The sequence below is a fragment of the Mucilaginibacter pankratovii genome (assembly GCF_014773265.1).
In the GTDB taxonomy this organism is placed as follows: Bacteria; Bacteroidota; Bacteroidia; order Sphingobacteriales; family Sphingobacteriaceae; genus Mucilaginibacter; species Mucilaginibacter pankratovii.
In genome coordinates this window covers 47,143-73,260 of record NZ_JACWMY010000008.1, presented here as the reverse complement: position 1 = coordinate 73,260, position 26,118 = coordinate 47,143, and the positions used below count along the sequence as shown (strand labels likewise).

Annotated in this window: 26 protein-coding genes; 15 read left to right on the top strand and 11 right to left on the bottom strand. The window is 44.3% G+C overall.

Features of this window, described 5'->3' with window-relative positions:
* Nucleotides 1-22 precede the first annotated feature (22 nt).
* Both IDJ77_RS16055 and IDJ77_RS16050 read left to right on the top strand, forming a co-directional pair.
* Entirely contained in the window at nucleotides 23-391 is a 369-nt protein-coding gene (locus IDJ77_RS16055) for a hypothetical protein (RefSeq protein WP_191189992.1), read from the top strand.
* 67 nt (nucleotides 392-458) lie between these two features.
* Nucleotides 459-752: a DUF7677 family protein gene (locus IDJ77_RS16050; protein WP_191189991.1), complete on the top strand. Its 294-nt coding sequence runs from the start codon at nucleotides 459-461 to the stop codon at nucleotides 750-752.
* Between the two features lie 135 nt (nucleotides 753-887).
* On the opposite strand, the gene IDJ77_RS16045 is transcribed toward IDJ77_RS16050, so the two are convergent.
* The gene (locus tag IDJ77_RS16045; RefSeq protein ID WP_191189990.1) at nucleotides 888-1,649 is read right to left on the bottom strand and encodes an NADAR family protein; all 762 of its coding nucleotides are present in this window, start codon (nucleotides 1,647-1,649) and stop codon (nucleotides 888-890) included.
* Between the two features lie 51 nt (nucleotides 1,650-1,700).
* Nucleotides 1,701-2,846: an FAD-dependent oxidoreductase gene (locus tag IDJ77_RS16040; protein ID WP_191189989.1), complete on the bottom strand. Its 1,146-nt coding sequence runs from the start codon at nucleotides 2,844-2,846 to the stop codon at nucleotides 1,701-1,703.
* Between the two features lie 299 nt (nucleotides 2,847-3,145).
* Between IDJ77_RS16040 and IDJ77_RS16035 the strand changes: the two genes are divergently transcribed.
* Both IDJ77_RS16035 and IDJ77_RS16030 read left to right on the top strand, forming a co-directional pair.
* On the top strand, nucleotides 3,146-3,457 hold the full coding sequence (locus tag IDJ77_RS16035) for an antibiotic biosynthesis monooxygenase family protein (RefSeq protein WP_191189988.1): 312 nt from the start codon (nucleotides 3,146-3,148) through the stop codon (nucleotides 3,455-3,457).
* Nucleotides 3,458-3,771: 314 nt separating this feature from the next.
* On the top strand, nucleotides 3,772-4,194 hold the full coding sequence (locus tag IDJ77_RS16030) for a response regulator (RefSeq protein ID WP_191189987.1): 423 nt from the start codon (nucleotides 3,772-3,774) through the stop codon (nucleotides 4,192-4,194).
* Here the strand turns inward: IDJ77_RS16030 and IDJ77_RS16025 are convergent.
* Nucleotides 4,178-4,951, bottom strand: coding sequence for an MBL fold metallo-hydrolase (locus IDJ77_RS16025; RefSeq protein ID WP_191189986.1), 774 nt, complete (start codon nucleotides 4,949-4,951; stop codon nucleotides 4,178-4,180). The genes IDJ77_RS16030 and IDJ77_RS16025 overlap by 17 nt on opposite strands.
* A gap of 341 nt (nucleotides 4,952-5,292) precedes the next feature.
* Between IDJ77_RS16025 and IDJ77_RS16020 the strand changes: the two genes are divergently transcribed.
* The 3 genes from IDJ77_RS16020 to recN all read left to right on the top strand — a co-directional run bounded on the left by IDJ77_RS16020 (nucleotide 5,293) and on the right by recN (nucleotide 9,707).
* A complete protein-coding gene (locus IDJ77_RS16020; RefSeq protein WP_191189985.1) occupies nucleotides 5,293-5,670 on the top strand; it encodes a BlaI/MecI/CopY family transcriptional regulator in 378 nt (125 codons plus the stop codon).
* 8 nt (nucleotides 5,671-5,678) lie between these two features.
* Nucleotides 5,679-7,757: a M56 family metallopeptidase gene (locus IDJ77_RS16015; RefSeq protein WP_191189984.1), complete on the top strand. Its 2,079-nt coding sequence runs from the start codon at nucleotides 5,679-5,681 to the stop codon at nucleotides 7,755-7,757.
* Between the two features lie 285 nt (nucleotides 7,758-8,042).
* Nucleotides 8,043-9,707, top strand: coding sequence for a DNA repair protein RecN (gene recN / locus IDJ77_RS16010; protein WP_191189983.1), 1,665 nt, complete (start codon nucleotides 8,043-8,045; stop codon nucleotides 9,705-9,707).
* Between the two features lie 274 nt (nucleotides 9,708-9,981).
* Here the strand turns inward: recN and IDJ77_RS16005 are convergent, their stop codons facing one another.
* Nucleotides 9,982-10,527, bottom strand: a complete 546-nt coding sequence (locus IDJ77_RS16005; protein WP_191189982.1) for a hypothetical protein — start codon at nucleotides 10,525-10,527, stop codon at nucleotides 9,982-9,984.
* A 72-nt stretch (nucleotides 10,528-10,599) separates the two neighbouring features.
* Between IDJ77_RS16005 and IDJ77_RS16000 the strand changes: the two genes are divergently transcribed.
* The gene (locus IDJ77_RS16000; protein ID WP_191189981.1) at nucleotides 10,600-11,412 is read left to right on the top strand and encodes an enoyl-ACP reductase FabI; all 813 of its coding nucleotides are present in this window, start codon (nucleotides 10,600-10,602) and stop codon (nucleotides 11,410-11,412) included.
* A 294-nt stretch (nucleotides 11,413-11,706) separates the two neighbouring features.
* Here the strand turns inward: IDJ77_RS16000 and IDJ77_RS15995 are convergent, their stop codons facing one another.
* Nucleotides 11,707-12,108: a hypothetical protein gene (locus IDJ77_RS15995; protein ID WP_191189980.1), complete on the bottom strand. Its 402-nt coding sequence runs from the start codon at nucleotides 12,106-12,108 to the stop codon at nucleotides 11,707-11,709.
* Nucleotides 12,109-12,354: 246 nt separating this feature from the next.
* On the opposite strand from IDJ77_RS15995, the gene IDJ77_RS15990 reads away from it, so the two are divergent.
* The 4 genes from IDJ77_RS15990 to IDJ77_RS15975 all read left to right on the top strand — a co-directional run bounded on the left by IDJ77_RS15990 (nucleotide 12,355) and on the right by IDJ77_RS15975 (nucleotide 14,839).
* Entirely contained in the window at nucleotides 12,355-13,419 is a 1,065-nt protein-coding gene (locus IDJ77_RS15990; protein ID WP_191189979.1) for a carboxypeptidase-like regulatory domain-containing protein, read from the top strand.
* 38 nt (nucleotides 13,420-13,457) lie between these two features.
* Nucleotides 13,458-14,027 (top strand): Crp/Fnr family transcriptional regulator, encoded by a 570-nt coding sequence (locus tag IDJ77_RS15985; RefSeq protein WP_191189978.1) that lies wholly within the window; start codon nucleotides 13,458-13,460, stop codon nucleotides 14,025-14,027.
* Between the two features lie 78 nt (nucleotides 14,028-14,105).
* On the top strand, nucleotides 14,106-14,459 hold the full coding sequence (locus IDJ77_RS15980; protein ID WP_191189977.1) for a YciI family protein: 354 nt from the start codon (nucleotides 14,106-14,108) through the stop codon (nucleotides 14,457-14,459).
* Between the two features lie 5 nt (nucleotides 14,460-14,464).
* Nucleotides 14,465-14,839 carry a DoxX family protein gene (locus IDJ77_RS15975; protein WP_191189976.1) on the top strand — a complete coding sequence of 125 codons (375 nt, stop codon included), beginning with the start codon at nucleotides 14,465-14,467 and terminating at the stop codon, nucleotides 14,837-14,839.
* Between the two features lie 255 nt (nucleotides 14,840-15,094).
* Here the strand turns inward: IDJ77_RS15975 and IDJ77_RS15970 are convergent, their stop codons facing one another.
* The 4 genes from IDJ77_RS15970 to IDJ77_RS15955 all read right to left on the bottom strand — a co-directional run bounded on the left by IDJ77_RS15970 (nucleotide 15,095) and on the right by IDJ77_RS15955 (nucleotide 19,167).
* The gene (locus IDJ77_RS15970) at nucleotides 15,095-15,709 is read right to left on the bottom strand and encodes a hypothetical protein (protein ID WP_191189975.1); all 615 of its coding nucleotides are present in this window, start codon (nucleotides 15,707-15,709) and stop codon (nucleotides 15,095-15,097) included.
* Nucleotides 15,710-15,712: 3 nt separating this feature from the next.
* Nucleotides 15,713-16,192, bottom strand: a complete 480-nt coding sequence (locus tag IDJ77_RS15965; RefSeq protein ID WP_191189974.1) for an RNA polymerase sigma factor — start codon at nucleotides 16,190-16,192, stop codon at nucleotides 15,713-15,715.
* Nucleotides 16,193-16,462, bottom strand: a complete 270-nt coding sequence (locus IDJ77_RS15960) for a hypothetical protein (protein WP_191189973.1) — start codon at nucleotides 16,460-16,462, stop codon at nucleotides 16,193-16,195.
* A 161-nt stretch (nucleotides 16,463-16,623) separates the two neighbouring features.
* Complete coding sequence (locus IDJ77_RS15955) at nucleotides 16,624-19,167, bottom strand: ATP-dependent Clp protease ATP-binding subunit (protein ID WP_191189972.1); 2,544 nt, start codon at nucleotides 19,165-19,167, stop codon at nucleotides 16,624-16,626.
* 629 nt (nucleotides 19,168-19,796) lie between these two features.
* Between IDJ77_RS15955 and ettA the strand changes: the two genes are divergently transcribed.
* Entirely contained in the window at nucleotides 19,797-21,479 is a 1,683-nt protein-coding gene (gene ettA / locus IDJ77_RS15950) for an energy-dependent translational throttle protein EttA (RefSeq protein ID WP_191189971.1), read from the top strand.
* A gap of 249 nt (nucleotides 21,480-21,728) precedes the next feature.
* Here ettA and IDJ77_RS15945 read toward each other — a convergent pair whose 3' ends face one another.
* Complete coding sequence (locus tag IDJ77_RS15945) at nucleotides 21,729-22,619, bottom strand: DUF4349 domain-containing protein (protein ID WP_191189970.1); 891 nt, start codon at nucleotides 22,617-22,619, stop codon at nucleotides 21,729-21,731.
* 406 nt (nucleotides 22,620-23,025) lie between these two features.
* A complete protein-coding gene (locus IDJ77_RS15940; RefSeq protein ID WP_191189969.1) occupies nucleotides 23,026-24,084 on the bottom strand; it encodes a DUF4932 domain-containing protein in 1,059 nt (352 codons plus the stop codon).
* Nucleotides 24,085-24,285: 201 nt separating this feature from the next.
* Between IDJ77_RS15940 and IDJ77_RS15935 the strand changes: the two genes are divergently transcribed.
* Nucleotides 24,286-25,353, top strand: a complete 1,068-nt coding sequence (locus IDJ77_RS15935) for a sensor histidine kinase (RefSeq protein WP_191189968.1) — start codon at nucleotides 24,286-24,288, stop codon at nucleotides 25,351-25,353.
* Nucleotides 25,344-26,075, top strand: a complete 732-nt coding sequence (locus IDJ77_RS15930; RefSeq protein ID WP_191189967.1) for a LytR/AlgR family response regulator transcription factor — start codon at nucleotides 25,344-25,346, stop codon at nucleotides 26,073-26,075. The genes IDJ77_RS15935 and IDJ77_RS15930 overlap by 10 nt, the downstream gene beginning before the upstream one ends.
* Nucleotides 26,076-26,118: the final 43 nt, after the last annotated feature.

The following is a 26,118-nucleotide window of genomic DNA, read 5'->3' as shown; positions in this document are numbered from 1 at the left end:
TCCCTTTTTGGGAGCCTTTTTTATGGAGAAAATATATAGGAATGAAGAAGTCCTTGAGTTAACTCAAGGGACATATTTTATTCATGATGCCAGCGTTACGCGGTTTGATATAGCTTATCAAGAACATCGGTTGTGCATAGATGTATGTTTTACTTCGATTCAATCAAAAAAATGGGCTGAAACACAAATCAAACTTCGCTTTGTAAATGTGCTGGAATATTCCTTTTATTGGAATGCTGAACATCACTTTTACTATGTGGAACGATATAAATTCTTTAAAACAGAAAAGGGCTTTTACATAAGCCTCGACCCGGTTGATGAAAACGATAGCCCTTCCGATGATGATGGCGATGTAATCATCAGCAAAAGTGTTGAAGGGTATTTGTTATAGTATGAACAAGTAGGAAGCTATTATAAAGTAACCATAGGTTAAATTGATAGATAAATTTAAAAGGATTATGAAACTAAGTAATTCATTTAGCGGTGCCCTTAGAACATTTGCCTATTTTATGGCGAGCGGTAGCCAGAATACGCTGGAAGGGGTTGATTATTTGTCGTTATACGGAGAAGAACCAAGTGCGATAGAGCAGGTATTTGCCATTTATGCCAATGTAATTGAAATGGACGAAACAGGAAAAGTTTTGAATGCTAAATACGCCGAAAAAAGAGCGACTGACTACCTCCGTAGTTACTGTGACCGCAATTTTAAAGTAACGCCACCCTACGAAGATTGGGAGCTTACATTGTATTGACAGAGTGATTATTAATTAATTCATCACCTTGCCAGCGTCCTCACCGGCATGCACTCACATTCTAAACAGGCATTCGTATATCGCCTTAAATGTTGGTAGTGTGGATACGCCAACCAAAAATGGATGAGTTAAACCTTACAAGTATTTTCGCCAACCATAAGGCGCCGGATGTGTAAGGTCGAAGATGATCTTCTCTCTTTCGCTAAGCCCATTGTGATAGTTGCCAAAAGCGACTATTGTGTCTTCGCCTTTTCCCATCCGCCAAAAAATGTCCATAGGGTCTATTGCCGGATATATTTTCCACGGAGGTTGTACCGGCTCAGGTGATACTGAAAAATGTCCGTGCTTAATCAAAAAATCCCGTGCTTCCATCAAAGCGAACCCTAATAGATTCAGTCCATTCCAAAAGTAAGGATTGTCGATGCCATCTTCGCTTTGTGCCATTCCTATCCCCCAAATTTTATCTGTTGGACTTGCTTCAACCAAAATTCGCTCATGGGTACTCAAGAGAAATTCAGCAAATTTTGGACTTTGATTGAATTTATGGATGTTTCCATTCACAACTATCTCATATCTGTAGGCTAACCAAACCTGTTCGTCAAAATTTAGTACCTCTCTGCCTAATTTTTTTGCTTCGGCGGGACTTTTAGCTGCAATGATCTTATCATAAGTTTTTATATCCTCAAACATCAGCGCCTTGTGCGCCATCATCCAATGTTCGGTGGAGCGGTAAGTAATATCATCTACTGTGAAAGGCAATTCGAACCACTGACTGAAACAGAATTTCCCTACTTCTTCGTTTGTTTTATTGGTATGCCCCCAAAAGAAAATATACTTTAGGTGCTCACCAGTGTCGAACTTGTTGGTAAGCCAATTCAGATCATAGATTGGTTTCATGGTCACGTAAATATATACATCATTCTGTGTTTTTAGGTACCAATGGATTAACTACCCCCCTATCACCCCCATCAAAAACTCTATAGCTCCATCAGAATGCAGCGCACCGGTAGAATACATCGTCATCTCTGCCGTTTCAGATGCCCTTGCCCGCATTTGCTTTTCGTAAGCAGCAATGGCAGAAAGTGAGTCGGGGTAATCTTCATTCAATAAACATTGTGAAAGTTCCAGCGCATCCAGCATGGCCATGTTTACGCCTTCGCCGGCGTAGGGCGGCATCAGGTGGGCGGCATCGCCCAGCATAGTAAGGTTGGGTTTGGCTTCCCAGGTTTGGTCTAAAGGCATACAATATTGCGGGCGGGCAACGAATGGACCGCTGGCGTTCTCAAATAGTTCCAGCCAGATCTCGTCCCAACCGGCGTATTCGGTTTTAAACCAGTTAAGTACCTGTGTTTTATCTGTAAAATCTATCCCGCAGGTGCGCACCCAATGCTCATCGCATTTAAAACCGGGGTAAAACACCAGGCTACCATCGCCTTTAGAACTTACGATCAAAGTTTTTTCGTCGCCGAAGGCAAAGATCTTACCCCCGTTTAATAGTTCGTGCATTTTGGGACTTGCGGTTTCAGAATTATAAACCGCACCTTCAATAGCGGTAACGCCGGCATAAAATGGTTTAATAGGAGTAAGGTAGGGGCGTAGTTTTGAGTTGGCACCATCGGCAGCAATTACCAGGTCGGCATACACAACTTCCCCATTTTTAAATCCTACATTCCAGCCATTGTCATTTGGCGTAAGGACGGCAAACTGACTGTCCCAAACCACGGTGCCGGGCAGCAGAGAATCTAACAAGATATTTTGCAGTGGCCCACGGTCTATCTCCGGGCGCATAGTTTCTTCGCGCGGGGCGTCTTTGTCGTCGTGTATCAGGTTAGCGTGTTTATCTGCTATGCGCAGGGCGTCGGCATCCGGGCGATAGTTTGCCCAAAAGGCTTCCATCAGGTCCGCTGCATCTAATGCTGCCAGGCCCGATTCCTCGTGCAGATCGAGCGTGGCACCCTTGGCGCGTGCATCTTTATGCGCATCGCGTTCGTAAACTTTTACGTTAGCGCCGTTCATTTGTAAAAGGCGTGCCAGCGTTAAGCCACCCGGGCCGCCACCTATTATCGCTATCTTTTTATTTCTTATCGTGCTCATTTGTTTAATACAGGTTATTTCTCCTTAAGGGAGTAGACGAGTAACCAGGGGAAACATTTTAAATAATCTGCAGAAAATAAATGTGCAGATGTGCAAATTTCAGATGTGCAAATTAATGTCGTTTACTTAAGAGTTGGCCAGCTACATAGCCTCACCCCCAACCCCTCTCCTTTGGAGAGGATTTAGGTGAGGCTACTAAGCTGCTTAAGTAAACGGCATTCATGTGCAAATGCTTGTGATCATCGCCTTGTATTTTTTCATCTGAAATCTGCACATTTGCATATCTGCAAATCAATATTATGATCGCACAAACCCCGCAACCACCTTATTATGCTGTTATTTTTACATCGGTACGTACCCCCGGCGATGATGGCTACGGCGATATGGCGGCTGAGATGGGTAAGCTTGCTGCCGAACAGGAAGGTTACCTCGGCGTAGAATCGGCTCGTAACGAAACAGGTATCACGGTGTCTTATTGGGCAAGCCTGGAAGCCATTAAAAACTGGAAAGCCGTAAGCCGGCATCAGATGGCACAAAAATACGGGCGCGAGAAATGGTACGAGAACTATAAAGTAAGGATCTGCCTGGTAGAGCGCGATTACGAATTTTAATGAAACGGGATATTATAGGCGGTAACGCCAACACAAACAGGGCGAATGGCGTTAATTTCTAAAAATTTATCGTTTAAACTTTTTACTGTAATCAGCTTCAACTTTTGTATAAGTTATTCCCAAAGGTGTAATATTAATGGAATTTGTAACATGCGGGTTCGTACACACGTAACATTAGTGCTATGGTATTTAATAATGCTGTACAACTGTAAGTTTTAACTACTTTGCGGTACTTCATAAAAGGCGATAAATTTTTAATTTACAACCTTTAGGAGTAAAACCTTTTTAATTTTATTTCCGTATAAGGAACAGATATGAGCCCGAATAATACCAAAGCCGTAAGCGTTTTATTGGTTGATGACGATGAAATAAACAACTTCATCTCTATTAAGCTGATAAAGAAAGCGTTAATTAACACAGACATCATGGCATGCCTGAATGGGAAATTTGCGATCGATCAGCTCGCAGAAATTCAACGGAAGGACCCAAGCAAACTACCTGATTATATTTTGCTGGATATTAATATGCCGATAATGAATGGCTGGGAGTTTTTAGACGAATACAAGCGTATCAACCTCGATCCGCTGGGCAAAAGCAAAATTTATATTATTTCTTCATCCGTTTTCAGCAACGATATCAACAAAGCACGCTCCTACCCGCTGGTAAAAGATTTTGTTTCTAAACCGCTTAACGTGGACAAGATAAAAGAACTTTTTGGGGTTAAAGAAGAGGCGTAACCGTAAACTGCTCGTCCTGGTAACTTACATTACCAACCGCGTTAGCCCTCGCATGGTAAAACAGGCATGTATACCCTTCAGTTGCCGCTTTTTTTCCGTATTGTATCCTTAATTCTGCCGATCGGTGCCCGTCGTAATCATATTTAGCTACAAATTTTCTGATCAGCTGCTCCGGCTCCGGTAATTCATCACCACCAAAAAATACTTTGCTACCTTCCGTATCAAACCAAAATACCTGGTGAAATTTGCTGTGCCCGCCGCTCCATTCATAACTGATGCCTGGCTTAAACTCGCCTTCGCCTTCCACCAGCGTCATTTTCACTTTATCGCGCAGCCCCTCAAAAATTTCTTTGTGGTAAGATGATGATGCACCTGTTAAAGCAAACTCCCATTCCTGTTTATTGATCACGTGCTCGGCATCCGGGAAACTTGGCTCCAGTTTACCGCTGCGCTCTACTACCAGCCCGCCGGAATGATCATAATGCAGATGGCTCATCAGTACCAGGGTAACCTCTTCCGGGTCGAAGCCCGCGTTGCGGATGTGTTGGTGCAGCAAAAGCTCGTCGCGCGTATCTTTATAGCCAAGGCCTGCATCTAAAAGAATAAGATTTGTATTGGTTTTGATGAGAAAAGGGTTTACGTGGATGAACAGCGAACCGGGGCGGTCGCGTTTGTTATCCGTTTCCGGGTTAAAAGGGATAAACTTTTTTGTTGCATCAACTGAATACGAACCCTCTCCTAAAGCAAAAATTTCCATAGTAAGGCAAATATAAAGGGTAGGAGGGGTTTTGTAATATTATGGGCGAATAAATGACAGACAGTTTGCTTTTATCATTTTTGCAGGGCCATGAAATAGCGACTCGATTAAAATCACGCGTGTTCGGGCTTGTTCGGGCTGTTCGCGCTCCATGCCGAACGCGAACAAGGCTAAAAATCAGTTGATTTATCACGATGGCGTTGGAATAGGTGTCACGTTTTGCCTCTCCGCTCGTCTTATCCATGCCAAACCGTTAAAATTTGTTAAAAAATCAAATAATAATTTGCATATACGAAAACTATCGTACATATTTGTACGAAGGAATTCGTAATAAGGAAAACATGGAACTGAAACCAACAGAAAGCGAGCTGGAAATTTTACAGGTAATTTGGAAAAAGGGTGAATGCACAGTACGCGACGTGCACGAAGAACTTGCCAAAAACAAAGAATCGGGCTATACCACTACCCTGAAACTGATGCAAATAATGCACGAAAAAGGCCTGGTTGAACGTAACACCGATGCCAAAACACACCTGTACAAAGCGGTTATCACCCGCGGCGAGGCGCAGCAGGGCGCGCTGGATAAGATCATATCCACCGTGTTCAAAGGCTCCACCAGCGACCTGGTGATCCAGGCACTGGGGCAGCACCGCGCATCGCAAGATGAAATTGACGCTATCAAGGATTATTTAAAACAATTCGATCAGCCTACTAAATAATAAAAGCTATGGAAAGCCTTTTTTATAACATAAGCCAGGTTTTAGGTATCGCTATTCTGCACTCGTTATGGCAGGGGCTGTTGATCTGGTTTTTATTACGTGTAGTGTTCAGCACGGTGCCATCACTATCGGCCGTAAAAAAATACAACATGGCCGCAGCGGCTATGCTGGGTATTGCGGCCTGGTTTATGGTGACCCTGTTTAACGAGGCCGGAAATTTTAACTGGTCGCCGGTCGCGCATGCGCCATCTGCAGGCTTTGTGCCTCAGGCAGGGTTGGTAAACCAACTCTCGCCTTTTAAAGCCCAGGCCGATAGGTATTATTATGTTATAGCTGGTTATTTGCCCTACATATCCATCCTCTACATAACAGGTTTAGTGGTAAACCTGCTTAAGCTGAGTTATTGCAGGGTTAAATTGTTCCGTATTAAAAAAGCACTGTTCCCGGCGGGGGACATGCAATGGCTGGTTGACGATTTTTCGGAAAGATTAGATATCCGCCGCTATGTTAGGGTAAATTTCAGCTCGCTGGTTGATGTACCCTGTATGATCGGTTACCTTAAACCCATCATCCTTTTACCAATTTCTTTATCCGCAAACCTCTCTGTAGCCGAAACAGAGGCTATTTTACTGCACGAACTCGCCCACATTAAACGGAACGATTATTTGGTGAACCTGCTGCAGCAGGTAATAAATTCCTTATTGTTCTTTAATCCTTTTGCCCAAATGATCAATCGTTTAATAAGCGCCGAGCGCGAAAACTGCTGCGACGACCTGGTGGTGCAAACTACCAATAGCCCGCTGGTATATGCCCGTGCATTGCTAAAACTGGAAGAAAGCAGGCAAACCAACCTGCAGCTGGCGCTGGCCGCCAGCACAAAAAAAACCTATTTATTAACCCGAATTGAACGCATCATGAAAACAAAACAAAACATAGGCAACATACGCCACCTGGTGCTTGCCATATTACTTTTAGCCGGCAGCTTAAGCAGCATTGCCTGGTTAAACCCCGAAATTAAGAACGGTAAAGTAGCCGTTAACGCAGTAAAACCTGCAGAAGTTATTAATAAACTGAATAGCCTTTTTGCAGATAGTACCCGTAAAAAGGCTGCTAAGGCTAAGCCCGCAAAAAACAAGTACATCGTACAAAAAGACAATAAGGACAAGTATCATACAGACCGGGATGTTTATTACGATAACGGCTTTAACGACCCGCAACTGAAGAAACTAAGTGCCGAAGTGAACAGGTATGCCGAGGTTGTAGGTAAATATTACGACAGCAACAAGTTCAAAGCCTTCAGTACCCAGATGGATCAGTATGGTAAAGAGGTAGATGCTTTTTACAACAGTGATCGTATTAAACGCATAACCGCTGAGCAATCTAAACTGGGTGCCGACTTTGGCGCAATAAGCAGCAATCCGAATGCGGAGCAGTATGGTAAGCAAATGGAAGTATTGGGTAAAAAGATAGAAAAATACTTTAGCTCGCCCGACTTTAAAGGCCTGAACGCCAAGTTAAAAGCCAAATACGGCATCAAAAGCGATTATAACGACGACCGCGACGAGAATTACCGCAAATACCAGGACGAATTGCAAAGCAAGCTTTCGCCCGAAATAAAAGCGCAAACTACCGAAATGCGTGAATTGGGCGAGAAGATGAGAAGTTTTTACCAGTCTGATGAGTTTGTTACCAAGCGCGACAAGCTACGTGCCATGAGCGATAGCATGAGAGAGGCCTACAACAATCCGGCTATAAAACAGCAGCAGGATGAAATGCGCAAACTGGGCGACCAGATGCGGGCTTATGCTGATAACCCCGAAATTAAAAAACAAAAAGAATTGTTAAGGAAGGCGTCTGATAAGCTAAGGGCTTACACCAACACCCCCGAATTTAGAGCAAAAGTAAAAGAGTATAGGGCCAGCGCAAAATACTTCAACTGGAATAACGATAATGATAATAACAACAACAACAACGATAACATTGACAAGGCCGAGCGTATAAGGTCGGAGATCAAAGAAGCAAGAGAACGTGCAGAATCTGAGGTTAAAGAGGCACCACAAGCCCCTGCCGAACCGGTTAAACCGTAAGTATAATTCGATAATATATTGATAGCGATGGGCACTGAACCCATCGCTTTTTTTTTTGAACCATGATTTTTAGGATTATGGGATTCCATGATGCCTACAGTTTGTCAAGCGATCCTTTAATCAAGTGAATCAAGGTTCAGAAATAGCCCGAGTGCAAACTGCTCACCGCAAACCTCCAACCGAGAAACGGCTTTCGCTATTTTTTTTAGCATTTTTCGTGTTAAAGCTCACAGGTAAGTATCTTTTTGTAATTTAGTGCTTTCAAAAAAAGAGGGTACTTTTTTTATGCTTCAAAAGCTAACCATACAAAATTACGCGCTGATTGATAACCTGGAGATCAGGTTTGATAAGGGCCTGAATATATTAACCGGCGAAACCGGGGCGGGTAAATCCATTATTTTGGGGGCACTATCGCTCATATTGGGACAACGCGCCGAGAGCCGTTACTTTTTTAATCAGCAAAAAAAATGTGTGATAGAAGGCTCCTTTAAAATTGCCGGCTTTCACCTCAATTCATTTTTTGAAGATAACGACCTCGACCATGAGGACGAAACCGTGCTGCGGCGCGAGATCTCCAGCGATGGTAAATCCCGCGCGTTTATTAATGATACCCCGGTTAACCTTACCCTGCTTAAACAGTTTGGCGAGAAACTGATCGATATTCACTCGCAGCACGCCACGCAAGAAATAAACGACCCGGAGTTTCAGCTTTTAGTGGTTGATGGCGTGGCGGGACATCATGATTTACTTGCCGATTATCAAACCAAATACAAAGCCTACCGCAAATCGCTCACAGCATTACAACAGCTTATAGAGCAGAATGATAAAGCCAAAGCCGACCTGGATTACTACCAGTTTCAGTTTGATGAACTGGAGAAGGCAGGCATCGCGGCTGATGAACAGGAATTATTGGAGAAAGAGTTATATGCCCTTAACAATGCCGAAGAAATAAAACGCAACCTGCTGGGCGCACACTTTTTAATGCACGAGGGCGAAACCTCGGCCATCATTCAACTTCGGGAAGCAGGGCAGCAGCTATCGGTAGTAGAAAAGTATAACAGCGAGGTAGAAGAACTGCACGAACGCCTGAAAAGCACGCTCATCGAACTGAAAGATATCGCCGCGGAGATAGAGATCATCGAGCAACATACCATCACCAACGATGCCCGTGCCGAAGAGGTAAATACCCGCCTTAGCCTGTTGTACAATCTGCAAAAAAAACACCGTGTAAACAGCAACGAAGAATTGCTGGCCATACAGACAGATCTGTCTGAAAAAATTGCCCAGGCTGTTTTTGGCGACGAAGCCGTGGAAAAACTTCAAAAACAAATAGCGGCTGCACAACAGGAGCTTGAAAAACTGGCCGCTGAACTATCGGCTAACCGCAAAAAGGCCATCCCGGTGATCATCCAAAAAGTACTGGCCAACCTTACCGAAATGGGTATGGGGAACTCGGCGCTGGAAATAGAGCAGGCGCCGTTGGCAGAACTTGGCAAAACTGGTGTGGATGGTATAAGGTTTATGTTCTCGGCCAATAAGGGCCATGCTTTGGCGGATATGAGCAAAGTAGCATCGGGCGGTGAGTTAAGTCGGTTAATGCTGAGTATCAAATCCATTATTGCAGAATACACCGCCTTACCAACCATTATTTTTGATGAGATAGATACAGGCGTAAGCGGCGAAGTAGCCAACAAGGTAGGGCAGGTGATGGAGCGCCTTGCGCAAAACCTGCAGGTAATTACCATAACCCACCTGCCGCAAATTGCAGGCAAGGGCAAGAGCCACTACTTCGTTTATAAGGATGACACCGATGTAGCAACCAAAACCCGCATCAAAAAGCTAAGCGACGACGAGCGCGTTTTAGAAATTGCCAAAATGCTGAGCGGAGATAAGCCGGGCGAGAGTGCTTTGCAGAATGCGAGGGAGCTATTGAACTCAGTTGGCAGATAGCAGTTTTCAGTAGCCAGTTTGAACGCGGTTTACCCAAGTATCAACGGAATCTTAAAATCATTTAAATCAACGGTTCAGAAAAAATTGCGATAGGGATAGCAGCGGAAACCCCGGAATGAAGTGCTGCTTCTATCAGCAGCGCGGAATGAGGAGTTGGAGCGCATAGCCCGCGCCGAAGGCATCGCCTAAAAAATTTTTCGAACCGAATTAAACGGATGGGGAGAATTAATAGTGCTTTCGCCGCCCTCACTTCTCAAATTGTGCGGCAACTAATTTATTTTTTAATGTTCTTAAGTGCCGTACGGTACAACGTTTCACGTCGTTCATCCGTACTATAAATGCTCATCCACTCTAATCCATTAGAAGCGCTAAAGCAAAATGAAACGTTACCGGCCTCTATTTCTTTCAGGCATAGTTTTAGGGCAGCGGGCGAATTGCCGGAGTTTGGTGTATTATTTAGCCCTATATCATAGCATCCCTTAAATAACGAATCGAAATCGATGTTTTCGGGCTTGCAGATAATTACAATAGAACCCCTTGCCCATGCCGTTTTGTTCCACAGCAATTCGTGCCCTTTGATACATTCTTTTGATATGTCTAACCGATATTTGCCTTTATCGGGCAGCAGAATATCAGCGTTGTCCTTATAAAGGTCGGCATCTTTGCTCAACCTGTAAACATAAGCCGCAATGCTATTTAGTAGCAAAGGGCGTATCACTGTTTCGTGGGCCGGTAAGGGCGCTTCAGGTTCATAATGGTGCCTAACATCCTTTGGTGTAAGAAAAACTATAAGTGGTTTGAAGTATTCTGCGCCGGCCATGAGAGCTTAAAGTAAGGGTTTTATTCTCACATATAAATATATAACTTTGCCCCATTATAAAAACCAAAAACAATGGCTTACAATTTATTAAAAGGTAAAAAAGGAATTATTTTCGGGGCGCTTAACGAGCAATCTATAGCCTGGAAAGTGGCTCAGCGCTGCGTTGCAGAGGGTGCCGAAATAGTTTTAACCAACTCGCCGCTTGCATTGCGTATGGGCGAACTGAATAAACTTGCAGAGGAATGTAATGCCCCTGTTATCCCGGCTGATGTTACCAGCAATGAGGATGTTACCAACCTCATCACCAAAAGCATGGAGCATTTTGGCGGCGGTGTGGATTTTATCCTGCACTCGATAGGCATGAGCGTAAACGTGCGCAAAAACATCCACTATACCGAAAACAACTACGAATTTACCCACAAGGGTTTTGATATATCGGCACTAAGCTTTCACCGCGTAATGCAGATAGCCATGAAATTGGATGCTGTTAACGAGTGGGGGTCGATACTGGCTTTAACTTATATTGCCGCGCAGCGCGTATTTCCTGACTATAACGATATGGCCGATAACAAGGCTTACCTGGAAAGCATTGCCCGCAACTTTGGCTACCAGTACGGTGTTAAAAAACATGTACGTGTAAATACCATTTCGCAATCGCCAACCCGCACTACCGCAGGTAACGGTGTTAAAGGCTTTGATGGTTTTGTAAACTACGCAGAAAAAATGAGTCCGCTTGGTAACGCCGATGCCGACCAATGCGCCGACTATGTAGTAACCCTGTTTAGCGACCTTACCCGTATGGTTACCATGCAGAACCTGTTCCACGATGGCGGTTTCTCTTACACCGGCGTAACACAGGCGGTGATAGAGCAGATGGAGAAATAGAAAACCACACGCAAACGCACAACACCCCGCGCGTCATTGCGAGGCACGAAGCAATCCCCCGATAAGCAGGTCGGATTTGCAAAGTAGCTCTTCATGCCGATGATTATTGATGTTTTAAATTTATTCTTTAAGGTATCAATGAGCTCCCTTCGGTCGGTTGTCCACGCTTCGCTCGCAAAAACGAAACGAATAAAAAAAGAAAAGGCGCCCAACCGGCGCCTTTTCTTTTTTTGAAAATTTATTGAACATATATGTGGAAACCTCCCGCTAATCAGCGGAGAGATTGAAGGGCGCTTATTGATTAGAATCAACAAGCACGATCTTTACATTACCACTGCCCGGATTGGGGGTGGTTAAGTTGCCGCTGTAAGCCTGTGCATAAACGGTAAGCAAACCACGTTCGTGGATGTAGCTGTAACTAACACCATTAAAAACTTCGGGAATTTGTTCGTAAACACCGTTGGTGAATGACAGGTACACCAGTACACCGGCATTTTCATTTGCATAGCTATCCAGTTCGGGCACGCTGATGGATTGTTTCCAGGTTTTGCCATTATCCAATGTGCTCCATCCGTTGGTGCTTACGCTGGTAAGAATAGTAAGGTTGTTATTTGGTGCTACGGAGTTTTCCTTTACGCAGGATGATGCTGTCAATACTACGATCGCCAGGCATAAAATAGATAGAATTCGTTTCATATTGTTGTGTGTATATATCAGTAGGAATATTTTTAGACGCAAAGGTTTAACAGGCCCGCATTTATTATATTTGGTTAAAAGCAGCGGAGGTATTGAGCGTGTTCGCGTTCGCGTATGGGCGCGAACAGCCCGAACAAGCCCGAACACGCGCGATTTGTGTGTTGCCGTGCCCAAATAAGGTGGACCATCAGCTTTTAAAAGCTGGCGTTATTAAACCTTATAGTGATCTGTTAGTCTGAACTAAAAATGAAATACTACCTCCTATTCCTTTTCCTTTTACCGCTTGCCGGTTTTGCACAAATAAAAATTACCGGTAATGTGGTAAACGGTGCCGATGGCAAACCCGTGTCCAACGCCAGTGTGTTTTTAAGTAACGCCACGGTGGGCAGTAAAACCACAGATGATGGCGCGTTTGTGCTGAATTATGTGCGACCCGGCCAGTACGAATTTGTGGTTTCTGTGGTAGGCTTTGAAACTTACCGCCAAATTGTAATGGCAGGCAACGAAAATATTCGCTTGCCCGGCATCAAGCTATTGCCAAAAACTACCTCGTTAAACGAGGTTAAAATTGTTGCCAGCGATTGGGAAGGCAATTACGAAAAGTTTAAGCGGGAATTTATAGGAACATCTACAGCGGCCGAAGATTGCAAAATTACCAATAACGACGCGCTTACGCTTGAGTATGATAAAGCAACCCGAAAGTTAACCGGCTCATCGAACGATTTTTTGGAGATCGAAAATAAATACCTCGGCTATAAAATAAAATACCTGCTCAAATCATTCAGCAAAGATGAAGCTACCGGGATGCTTTATTTTGATGGATCGGCCTTGTTTGAGCCAATGCAGGGTTCGCTTTCGCAAAGGCGGCGCTGGGAAAAAAGGCGTAAGGAAACGTACATAGGGTCGAGTATGCATTTTCTACGATCGGTAATTGCAGATACCATGAAGTATGAAGGATTTACAGTTCAGCGGTTGATACGCCGGCTAAACCCAAAATGGGCAGGGGAAGGGGACCTGACGAATAAGTATATTCAAACCCTGGTAAAGGAACCGCTTAAGGAGATCGACTTTTTGCGGCAAACAGATCAGGAGGGCTTATACGCCATTGCATTCAGCGATCTTTTATACATCAGGCACCGCAGCAATAATGAATCGACTGTTGTAACCATCAACGGTACTTACGCTTTTTTTGATAAGAATGGAATCGTTATAAACCCTGCCATTGTACTTTACGAAGGCTACTGGGGCCGCTACCGCATAGCGGAATTGCTGCCGGTTGATTATGAGCCGTTAGAAATTAAGTGGAAGTGATTGGCTTTTGTAGTTATATTAGCTTGAAATAAATTGCAGTGATACACCTACTTAGGCAGCATATACAAACCAGGCTTGGCAATGATGTAAGCGGGCTGGAGGATGTATTGACAACTTTTAAAGAACGGCATATTAAACGCGGTGAGCTGGTTGTGAGGCAGGGTGAAAACTGCGACCATGTATATTACATCGCCAGCGGATGTTTACAGGTTTTTGTGTACGATGCAGATGTTAATGAAACTACGCGCGATATTGTTATTGAAGATAATTGGTGCGCCGATTTGATAAGTTTTGGCGGCAGCCAGCCTGCCACCGAAAACATAAAGGCAGTAGAACCCTGCATTTTGCTGGCAATTAACCGAGCCGATTTTTATCACTTAATGCAAACCGTGCCGCAGTTTGATAAGGTTTACAGGCAAATATTGGAAGCATCGTACGCCAATTCTGTTTACCGTATCAATACTTTTGTATCCCTTTCCGCACTCGACCGGATAAAATGGCTGATGGATTATCGCCCAAAACTGATGAGCCGCTTGTCGAGCAAACTTATTGCTTCCTACCTCGGCATCTCGCAGGAGACCTTTAGCCGGCTCAAAGCAAAAATTTAAAACGTTGACATTTGTCAACACCCCTTCGGCCTCCTTTTGATGAATTTTAGGGCATTAAATAAACTAAAATTTATTATCATGAAAGAGTATCTTTTATTATTCAGGAACAGCGCGGGCGATGAAGGTTACCTAAGCACCACGCAAGACATGGCTACCGATATGCCCTTATGGCAAGCATGGATCGGCGGTATCGCAATGCAAGGCAAGCTTGTATCTACCGCGCCCGTAGAATTTGCCGGTAGCCTCGTGTTTAAGTATGGCGGTGAAAACACCGCGCATAAAGAAGCGGACAATGTAATGGTTAGCGGTTACCTTATTTGCAAGGCCGATAGCCTGGCGGAGGTACAAGAATGGAGCAAAAGCTGTCCCATCCTTAAATACCCTAACAGCAGCGTAGAGATAAGGCCTTTAGTTCCATTCCCGATAAACTAAAAGCCATGACAGATAAACTTACAAAAATAGGAACCTGGCTTTTTCCGCTTTCGTTTCTGCTATACGTAGGGCTTCATTTTGGTAACGCTGCCATGGGCGCAGCTTTTGTACCGGGCTGGATACCCTTCCCTTTATTTTGGAATTACTTTACCGGGGTTTGTATACTTGCATACATTGTTAGCTGCCTTATAGGCAAGTACGATAAACTGGCCACGTTATTAATGGCGCTCTACGTTTTCCTGATGATATTTTTGGTGCACATTCCCCGTGCTGCCGAGTCAAAGAATGATATGCTGAATATCTTTAGGAATATGATGGTGGTAGGCGCGTTGCTGGTATATGCCCGCTTTGCCGCTAAAGACAAAAGAGTAGTGAACTAAAACCAAATGTTTTAACAGGCAAAGGGGCGGGGACATACCCGCCCTTTTGCTTTGCAATTGGTAGTTATTGTTTTGAAGAAGGGGTTGTTGATTGTTGTATTAAAAGGTTAACAGCTATAAATATAATTGCCGCAATAAAAAGAATAGGTAGTATCACATCCAGCTTATTATCAAGCCCCCATAACAAACCCGTGTTAAATGTAAAGCCCGCCAAAATACCTGTTTGTACCATAAGCGTTTTGATTGGTTTTCAGATTATTCAGATGCATCGGCCGAAATACTTGCCATGTGTTCGTCGAGCTGTATGATAACCTTCCCAAACGTTTTTTTAAACATCCATTTACCTGCCAGGTAGCCAAGCGGCGTTAGTACGATAATACAGGCTATTAATGCCCAGCCGGCTATTGGTTTGCTCATAAAAACCGAAACATCTTGGCCCGAGCCCAGTACGCCACCCCATAAATAGCCGCCGGCAGCACTAAAAGGATAAATAAATATGGCCACCCGCATTTGTACACGCATCCAGGACTGGAGTGCGTCCCGGTTACGTTTAAGTTCGGCGAGTAAATTATTGGCCAGTACTTTCTCATCAACCCTGCGATAAAGTTGCCAGGCATTTGCCAAAGCCCAAAGGGTAAAAGCAAGGGTGATCCCTACCAAAACACGTATTTGCCAAAAACTAAAAAAACAGATAACGGCAACGTATAATACCACACAAAAGGCTACGCCAACCATGTTTTGTACCAAAAGCTTCTTCATTTTTTTTAAGGGACTGTTTTGGTTGGATGGTTTTAGCTGCCCCACGTTTTGCACTTCGGGCAAGCCCCCGGTTTCGGCTACGTGCCCTTTCCACACTTGTTCAATATCCATGGCTTAATCTTGTTTTAAAATGATTTGTAATTGGTTTTTTACCCGATGCAGCTTAACGCCGATGTAATTGGCGCTTATACCCAGCACATCGGCAATTTCCGGGTTATCATAGCCCTCCAGGTGCATGGTTATTACCACGCGGTCTATCTCTGCCAGCTGCCTTATAGCAGCATAAAGGCGCTGTACATCCTCTTTTTGCTCGGTTTGCGGAACCACCGGGATGACGAAATCTTCCATAGCATCCGAATAGCTTACAGCCTTGGTTTTGCGATTGGCCGTAAATATGGTATTAATAGCCACCTGGTACAGCCAGGTACTGAACTTAGCCTCCTTACGAAAGCCGGCACGCCCTTTCCAGGCGTTCAACAGGATTTCCTGGTACAGGTCGTTACGGTCGCTTAGCGAATAGGCATACAAGCCTATCAGTTTTAAGATAAGCCCATGGCATTGCTTTACCTGTGTTAAAAATTCTTGCTCTTCCAATTAAAGTTTAGATATCGTAAGGTATAGCATTGCCGCGAATAAAATGGCAAGGTGTACTATCAACCAGCTGCGCTGCCATAGCGGGCGTTTGGCCCAGGTAACCCGGTGGTCAAAGGGGTCGGCCACAAGGCTAATACCCAGCATGCAAAAGCCGTTTTGCCAGTCCTTTAAAATTAACAAAACAATTGCGGCAAACAGCAGGCCTGCATAAGCTATGCGGTTATACTTTACCGAACATAACTGCGCTGATGGAGATAATAAGGTTTTCATGTCATCATTTTTTACAATGAGTATCACGAAGGAGGTGGATATTACAGCAAAAAGAAAATATTTTGATAAGTATGAATTATTGAGGGGCGGGTCGAGGTGAATTGTATAAAAAAAGCCCCCGAATTTCTCCGGGGGCTTACAATATTTAAAAGCGTTAGCGCTTATTGCTGCTGCTCTTCTTCGGGCGTTTTGTCTTCGCCGGCGGCTTTGTGTTTCGCTACAATTTTCACCTGGTCGGCTTCTTTATCGTAGTCAACTTCCATGGTATCACCTTCGGCCAGTTCACCTTTCAAGATCTCTTCCGCAATCGGGTCTTCCAAATATTTCTGGATGGCACGTTTTAACGGACGGGCACCAAATTGTGAGTCGTAACCTTTTTCGGCGATGAACTCTTTGGCAGCTAAGGTCAGCTCAATTTTGTAACCGAGGCTGTTCACCCTGCCAAACAGGAAGCCCAATTCGATATCAATTATTTTGAAGATCTCGTCTTTACCCAAGGAGTTAAACACGATCACATCGTCAATACGATTCAAAAATTCCGGAGCGAAAGCGCGTTTTAAAGCATTCTCAATCACACCACGTGAATGTGCATCTGCCTGTGTAGTTTTAGCAGCGGTAGTGAAACCAACACCCTGGCCAAAATCTTTCAGCTGGCGTGCGCCAATGTTCGAGGTCATGATGATGATGGTGTTCCTAAAATCAACCTTACGGCCTAAGGAATCAGTCAGCTGGCCTTCATCCAACACCTGTAACAGGATGTTGAACACATCAGGGTGAGCTTTCTCAATTTCATCCAGTAATACAACGGCGTATGGTTTACGGCGTACTTTTTCGGTTAATTGTCCGCCTTCTTCGTAACCCACGTAGCCCGGAGGCGCGCCCACTAAGCGTGATACCGCGAATTTCTCCATGTACTCGCTCATGTCAATCTGTATCAGGGCGTCTTCGGTATCAAACATAAATCGGGCAAGCTCTTTGGCAAGCTCTGTTTTACCAACACCGGTAGGGCCTAAGAAGATGAACGAACCAATTGGTTTTTTAGGATCTTTCAATCCCGCGCGGGTACGCTGGATAGCGCGGGTAAGCTTTTTAATGGCTTCATCCTGGCCAATAATTTTGTTGGCAATGGTATCGCCCATGTTCAGCAGTTTCAGGCTGTCTGCCTGGCCCACGCGTTGTACGGGGATGCCGGTCATCATTGCAACTACTTCGGCAACGTTATCTTCAGATACGGTGTAGCGTTTAGATTTTGTTTCGGCCTCCCAAACTGCTTTTGCCTGGTCAAGCTCCTCTAACAGGTGCTTCTCGGTATCGCGAAGTTTGGCTGCTTCTTCGTATTTCTGGCTGCGTACAACCTTGTTCTTTTCAATCTTGATTTGCTCAATCTTTTGCTCAATATCCAGGATCTGTTGTGGTACGTGGATATTGGTTAAGTGAACACGCGAGCCCGATTCGTCAAGCGCGTCGATAGCCTTGTCCGGTAAAAACCTGTCGGTAATATAGCGGGTGGTTAAGGTAACGCAGGCGTTAATGGCCTCATCGGTATAGGTTACACCGTGATGCTCTTCGTATTTCTCTTTAATGCGGTTCAATATCTCTACAGTTTCGTCAGGTGTGGCAGGTTCTACCATTACCTTTTGGAAACGGCGATCTAAAGCCCCATCTTTTTCGATGTACTGGCGATACTCATCTAAAGTGGTTGCGCCAATGCATTGAATTTCTCCGCGGGCCAAAGCCGGTTTAAACATGTTAGATGCATCAAGCGAGCCAGATGCGCCGCCTGCGCCAACAATGGTGTGGATCTCATCGATGAACAGGATCACATCCGGAGATTTTTCCAGCTCGTTCATCACCGCTTTCATACGCTCTTCAAACTGTCCGCGGTATTTGGTACCGGCAACCAAAGAGGCAAGATCTAAAGTAACTACGCGCTTGTTAAACAACACACGCGATACTTTACGCTGTACAATACGCAATGCCAAACCTTCGGCAATGGCACTTTTACCAACGCCCGGCTCGCCTATCAGGATAGGGTTGTTCTTTTTACGACGTGATAAGATCTGTGATACACGCTCAATTTCTTTTTCACGACCAACGATCGGGTCAAGCTTGCCATCTTCAGCAGCTTTTGTCAAATCGCGGCCAAAGTTATCCAGCACCGGGGTTTTAGATTTAATATCTGAAACCTTTTTAGGCTGTGTAAAGTTGTCGTCTTCTTTAAAATCGTCGTCGCCACCGGTTGATGAACCCGGCATTTCGTCGGTAACATCGTTTTTGTGTGATTCTACTTCGCTTTTAAATACTTCGTAGTTCACGTTAAATTGCATTAAAATCTGCGACGCGATGTTGTCTTCATCGCGAAGGATAGAGAGCAAAAGATGCTCGGTACCAATCACATCGCTTTTGAAAATTTTTGCTTCCAGGTAAGTGATCTTTAATACTTTTTCGGCTTGTTTGGTTAACGGGATACTGCCTATATGTACGTTGGTGCCAATGGTGCCTTTCACAGCATCTTCCACAGCGCGGCGTAATTTGGCGGTATCAACAGTTAGCCCTTTTAATAATTTAATTGCCACGCCATCGCCATCGCGAATAAGGCCAAGCAAAAGGTGCTCTGTACCAATATAATCGTGGCCAAGGCGTAAGGCCTCCTCCCTGCTGTACTGTATCACATCTTTAACCCGCGGCGAAAATTTAGCTTCCATATATACCTTTCTGATTATGATCGTCCTAATCTATAAAATTGTTTTTATTAGTCAAGGCGATAGTTTTTACATTTATCAACAATGTTGCCAGCTTTTTACCTTTATTGTAAACAGACAATTTGATGATATGCCGCCTGTTTAAAAGGAATAGAATAAACCTGCCTTTTGTTTTTTAAACCTGAGAACCGCCTGATTATTACTATAAATACGACAAAAACTTAATAGTAAGATGAGTTTTTGACGGATTAGTTTAGCGCGTTACCGATAAAACCGGCTTTTAATATAAGCAGGGCAAATAGTCATTCCCCATATGACAATACGGCATGTGGACTTTCTGCCCCACGTATTGCACTTCTACAAAAGCAAACCAAACGATTTGCATTGTAATATACAAGTTATCGGATGAATTTTACATGAAAAATTATGTCGTTATTGTGTAAAGGTTTCACATAAAGGCGCAAAGCAGCGGTTTTTGTATCTAATATTTTGCGGCTTCGCGGTTTTGCGTGAATAAATAAGGCTTCGGTCAGCTAAAGAAAAACTTATTTTCCTTCCACATTAATTTTGCTGCAAACCTTATTTACGAGATATTTGAAGCCTCATACATCATAAACCAATTTTTGTATAAAATGGCTGACGAGAAGATCATATTTTCTATGGCTGGGGTAAGCAAAGTTTATCCCCCGCAAAAAACAGTGCTCAAAAATATTTACCTGTCGTTTTTTTACGGTGCCAAAATTGGCGTTATCGGTTTAAACGGTTCGGGTAAATCAAGCCTGCTCAAGATCATTGCAGGTATCGATAAAACAAACATCGGTGAAGTTGTATTTTCACCGGGCTATACCGTGGGCTACCTGAGCCAGGAGCCCGAGCTTGACCCCAACAAAACCGTTAAGGAAATTGTAGAGGAAGGCGTTGCCGCAACCACCGCGCTGCTTAAAGAATACGAAGATATCAACGAAAAATTCGGCCTGGAAGAATATTACGGCGATGCCGACAAAATGGATAAGCTGATGAGCCGCCAGGGCGAACTGCAGGACCAGATAGATGCCGTAAACGCCTGGGAACTGGATGTAAAACTGGAACGTGCTATGGATGCCCTGCGTTGCCCCGACCCGGATGCCAAGATCTCTGTACTATCCGGTGGTGAGCGCCGCCGCGTAGCTTTATGTCGCCTGTTATTACAGGAGCCGGATGTTTTGCTATTGGATGAGCCTACCAACCACTTAGACGCAGAGTCTATCGATTGGCTGGAGCAACACCTGAAACAATATAAAGGAACCGTTATAGCGGTAACGCACGATAGGTACTTCCTGGATAATGTTGCCGGCTGGATCCTGGAGCTCGACCGTGGCGAAGGTTTGCCATGGAAGGGAAATTATTCCTCATGGCTCGACCAGAAATCAAAACGCCTTGCGCAGGAAGAAAAAGGCGAGAGCAAACGCCAGAAGATTTTGGAGCGCGAGCTGGAATGGGTACGTATGGGGGCAAAAGGCCGCCACGCCAAATCGAAAGCGCGTTTATCCAACTATGATAAATTAGCATCTGAAGAAACAAAGGACAGGGAAGAAAAGCTGGAGCTCTTTATCCCGCCGGGCCCGCGCTTGGGTAATATAGTGATAGAGGCCAACAACGTCACCAAAGCCTATGGCGATAAGGTATTGTTTGAGAATTTGACCTTCTCATTGCCGCCTGCGGGTATCGTTGGTATCATTGGCCCCAATGGTGCGGGTAAAACCACTTTGTTCCGTTTAATAACCGGGCAGGATCAGCCGGATGCAGGTACTTTCCGCGTGGGCGAAACCGTTGCCCTTGGTTATGTTGACCAGATGCATGACGATTTGGACCCCAACAAATCTGTTTGGGAAAACGTAACCGGCGGACTGGAAACCATTATGGTTGGCAATCGTCCGTTGAATTCGAGAGCTTACGTATCGCGCTTTAACTTTAACGGTGCCGACCAGCAGAAGAAAGTGGGCGTACTATCAGGTGGTGAACGTAACCGGGTGCATTTATCCATCACGCTGAAAAAAGGTTCCAACGTATTATTGCTGGATGAGCCTACCAACGATATCGACGTAAATACTTTACGTTCCCTGGAAGAAGCGCTGGAAAACTTTGGCGGCTGTGCGGTAGTGATTAGTCACGACAGGTGGTTCCTGGATAGGATCTGTACACACATCCTGGCGTTTGAAGGAAACTCGCAGGTTTACTTCTTCGAAGGCAACTATAGCGATTACGAAGAGAACCGTAAAAAGCGCCTTGGCGATGTAGCGCCGAAGAGGATCAGGTATAAGAAGTTGGTGGAGTAGGTTTAGAGGCAGGACTTTATAGGAAAAGGGAAGCCTGGCCAAAGCCGGGTTTCCCTTTTTTAATTCCATCGTCATTGCGAGGAACGAAGCAATCTCTACGTTGGACAAGCCGCTGTGCAAGTCCGCCCTGCTTATCGGGAGATTGCTTCGTTCCTCGCAATGACGCGGGGGTTAGAAACAGGCTGCCTTATAGCCCGCTCTGCCTGCAGATGATTGCCACGCTATCGCTCGCAAAGACGATGATGTGGGCTAAATCGTCGCATTAGTTGTTTGCGCCACCACCACAAATCTCTTCCTGTAAACCCTATATACCATCCATAAACCAATACCTGCCAATATAAATACCCATAAATTAGCCAATCCAAGTATCAGTTCGGTAAACATCAGCCAACCGTTTACGATGGCCATACCCAGGCGTTTAAAGAATGGCAGTTGGTAGCTTGAAGGATCGTCATTAGCAACCATTTCTTTAACAATAGTATTGCTCTGGTAAAAATTCAGGCTGATGTTGCTGTATTTTACGGCGGCATCAATGCGCTGATTATTTATTTGACCGTCAACCAGGTCGTCTTTTAGCCAAAGAACAGCTTCCGGGTTTTTTATTTTGATCTTACCGCTTTTTTGCTGGGCAATCAACTCCCTGCGGTTATTTAATTTCATTTTTTCTGAAAGGTAATCGAGCGATTTATCCGCAATATCCATCTGGCGCGATGTAATGTACATGCCCATATGGCTTACCTTTACCATAAAATCCTCCAATTTGTCTGACGGGATCTTCACCGTCATATCGGCATTGGTATTAAAGGCAGAAACATGCATCACCGAGTCGTCGCTCACCCGGATGTCCTGGCTGTTTACAATGTTCGAGCTCATTTGGTGGTGCATCACCATGCCGCCATACCGGTTAGTAAGTGCCGATACCGAATCCCCGGTTTTTTGCACGTTTTTTACCTTAAAGGTCATGTCGGCAGTTTTTACCAGTTTAGCCGGGCCTTCTAATGTGGTATCGGTAGCTATGCCAACGGTGTCAGCCGCCGACGCACGTTTATCGGTGTTGGCATATTCATAACTTCCGTTTTTTCCTTTACAGGCAGCCAGCAAAGCCACGGCTGCAAGCACAAATAAAATTTTTGTTTTCATGATGATAATCGGTTTAGTATTGATACCCCGAACCATGAAATAGTAACCCATTATCTCCTGTTTTTATTTATATAATAAATTGATTATCAAATAGTTAAATAATACCGAAAGCCCCCGGCTAAATGTGCCGGCGGCTATTGATGGTGCCTGTGAACAGGGTAGTAAGGCTTCTTAAAATTAAAATCGATAAAGCAGGAGTTTGGGTTTCGTGATGATTTAGTATTGATACCTGTCATCAGCAAATAGTAACCCTATTGCGGGCTGATATTTAAAATGTTACAGAAGGAGAGGATGGAGAGTAGTGCCCAGGGGTTAGTAGATAGAGGATTTAGAGCGCTTAATATTATTACAGACAGCCGGGCCTGTTATGTATTGTATAGCAGGCCCGGCGAGCAAGGATGGGTTCTTATTTAACTTTGGGGTGTTTTTCTGCAAGGAACTTTAATATCTGCGGGAAAAACTCTGTGAAGTTTTTGTACCTGGTGCTGTTGATGTACTTGTCGTAAATAAACGGGGCGAGTTCATCTACATAAATAAAATCGCTAAGGGTTTCTTTGGCCAACTGGCGTTTGTAAAGCCGTTCAGTGCGGTATTTTTTGTACAATGCGGCAGTAATGGAACGTACCAGCGTTTCGTCGAAGCAATAACGCCATGTGGTAATGTTGTTCCGCTTCTGGCCGTCGTCATCTTTATTGAAAAGGTAATCCAAGGCCTCAATCTCTTTCGCATGATCGTTTAACAAGCCATTGACGTACACATGGCTGCCTTCGTGCCAAACCAGGTTTTCAAAATCTTTGAATTCAAAAACGGGGTCGGCATCGGCTTTTCCGCCACGGGTAAAGTAACCGGTATTGTAAACCAGCAGATCGGCAAATTGCGGGTTGATGGCTTTGGTCATGATGGCGTGCGATCCCCAGCTGTTTAGCGGGTCTACACAGATGTACCATTTTACATCCGCATTGTATCTGTAAAAATCCTGCAGGTTTTTAATGTATTGTACCGAATCAAGCTTGTGCTTCATCTGTTCGCCCCATGCAGTATAACGGGGTAAATGCTGCTGGTAAAACTCCCAGAATTTGCTGTCGTTAAAAAAATCGCGACAAAGTTTCAGGTATTCCAGCACGTTTTCTTTGCCGTACATTTTATACCAGTTTATCTCCCCTGTTGGTTCATAAATTTTAATGTTTGGGAAATCGCTCATGCACCAGCCGAGTTCTACCAGATCTGTATAAGTATTGCCGAACGATTTAACTTTCTGTACCGCCGGATGGTTCTTATACTGATCGAAATAGGCCAGCGCTTCCTTGCTATAAGCTGATGGGTTTGGCTGGGGATATTTTTCGGCCAGTATTTGTATAATGGTAAACAGTTCCACGCCGGGGTGAACTTTTACAGTAAGTTTTTCCTGACAAACGGCAAGCATCGGCAGCAGTAATAACAGGCAAATAGTTATTGATCTTTTCATGTTTTTGTGATTGATTGAGGCAAGTATCCGCAGCAACAGGCGCTGCCACAACTACAGTTGACCAACCCCCATAATTTATTGATGAATCTGCAAAAACGGGCCTAAATGGATTCATCAAGCAAAAGCACATATTCGTCATTAATAATGGTGCCTTGGTATATTGCTGTTTAAAACTCCGGCCCATCCATCTATATTTACCCAATGAAGAAAAAGTATATTATACTTTTACATGTTGCATTTTGGGCGGTGTTTATCATCAGCAACTCAGTCCCAAAGTTTCTTGCCAATAACTTTTTCTCGTATAAACACACTGCACCGGATGCTGTATTATACTTTAAATATTTACTGATAGAATTTGGGTACACGCTTATTCTCATTAGTTGCTTTTATGGCAGTTACTTATTTATAGCCCCTCAGTTTTTTGTACATAAAAGGTATGTACAGGGGATTGTCTTCATGATACTCTGCATGGCTTTGGTCATTTTACTACGGTATGCGCTGGAGTACGGCTTCTTTTTACCGGTACTGGGTTTTGATAATTATATGGGGCACCCCTGGCCCGCAAAGCGGTACATCAGCAATATTGTGCTGTATTATTTCCCGGGTAACTTTATGTACGGGATGGCGTACTTTTTTGCCGAAAACTGGTATAAGAACAATCGCCGCCACCAGGAACTGCAAAAAGAAAAGCTGTCTACCGAACTGGCGTTTCTGCGCTCGCAGGTGAATCCCCATTTTTTGTTTAACACCATTAACGACATTTATGCGCTTACGTATCAAAAATCGGATCAGGCGCCGGAAGCACTCTTGAAATTATCGGTAATGCTGCGGTATATGCTGCGCGACGGGAATGAAGATTTTATGCCACTTAACCGGGAAGTGGAGTACCTGGAAAACGCCATAGCATTGCAGCGGATAGGTGCAAAAGGTGTGGCTTATATCAATTTTACGCAAGAGGGGTATATTGGCGATCAGCCGGTAGCGTCTCTGCTGTTTATCGCATTTGTAGAAAACGCCTTTAAACATGGTGTGCTGAATGAACCAGCGAGCCCGGTTGAAATATACCTGCATGCCGATAACCTGGGTATTATTTTTAATGTGCGTAACAAAAAGAATAAAGGCCTTAAGGATATCAGGGGCGGTATAGGCCTTAGTAATGTGCAGCGCCGTTTGCAACTGATCTATCCCGACAGGCATCAGTTAACCGTAAGCGATAGTGCCGACTTTTACGAAGTGAATTTAATTTTGAAACAGAACGAATGGAGCTGAACTGTTTGGTAATTGATGATAAGCCGCTTGCCATAGATATCCTTGCGGATTATATAGGAAAAGTCCCCTTCCTCAAATTGGTTGCTACTACCACCAACCCGGTAGAGGGATTGAGCATCGTTCGCGAACAAAATATTGACCTGGTGTTTCTGGATATTCAAATGCCCCAGTTAAACGGATTACAGTTTATTAAAATAGCAGGCAGGCAATGCAAAGTTGTTTTGACCACCGCCTACAGCGAATATGCGCTGGATGGTTATGAACACGATGTGGTAGATTACTTGCTGAAGCCTATTGCATTTGACAGATTTTACCGCGCGGCGGAAAAAGCAGCGCAGGTGCTAATGATTTCCGAAAACGGAAAAGCAGCACATCTGTTCAGCCCGGGCAATTTGCAGCAAGCCAATACCGCCAATTATCTTTTTGTAAAAACCGAACATCGTATACAGCGGGTAAACCTGGATGATATTTTGTACATAGAAGGCCTGCAGAATTATATCAGCATGCAAACTTCCACCGAGCGCATTATGAGCCTGCAAACACTAAAACGGATAGCCGAGCAACTGCCCGTGCAGGATTTTGTGCGGGTGCATAAATCATTCATTGTAGCCCTAAAGCATATCACGTACATCGAGCGCAGCCGTATTTTTATAGGTGAAACAATAATCCCCGTAGGGGATAGCTACAGGGATGCATTTTATAAGCTGATAGAGAAGTCTTGAGTCTTAAGCCGAAAGTCTCAGGTCGATAGTTTTTAAGTGGTGA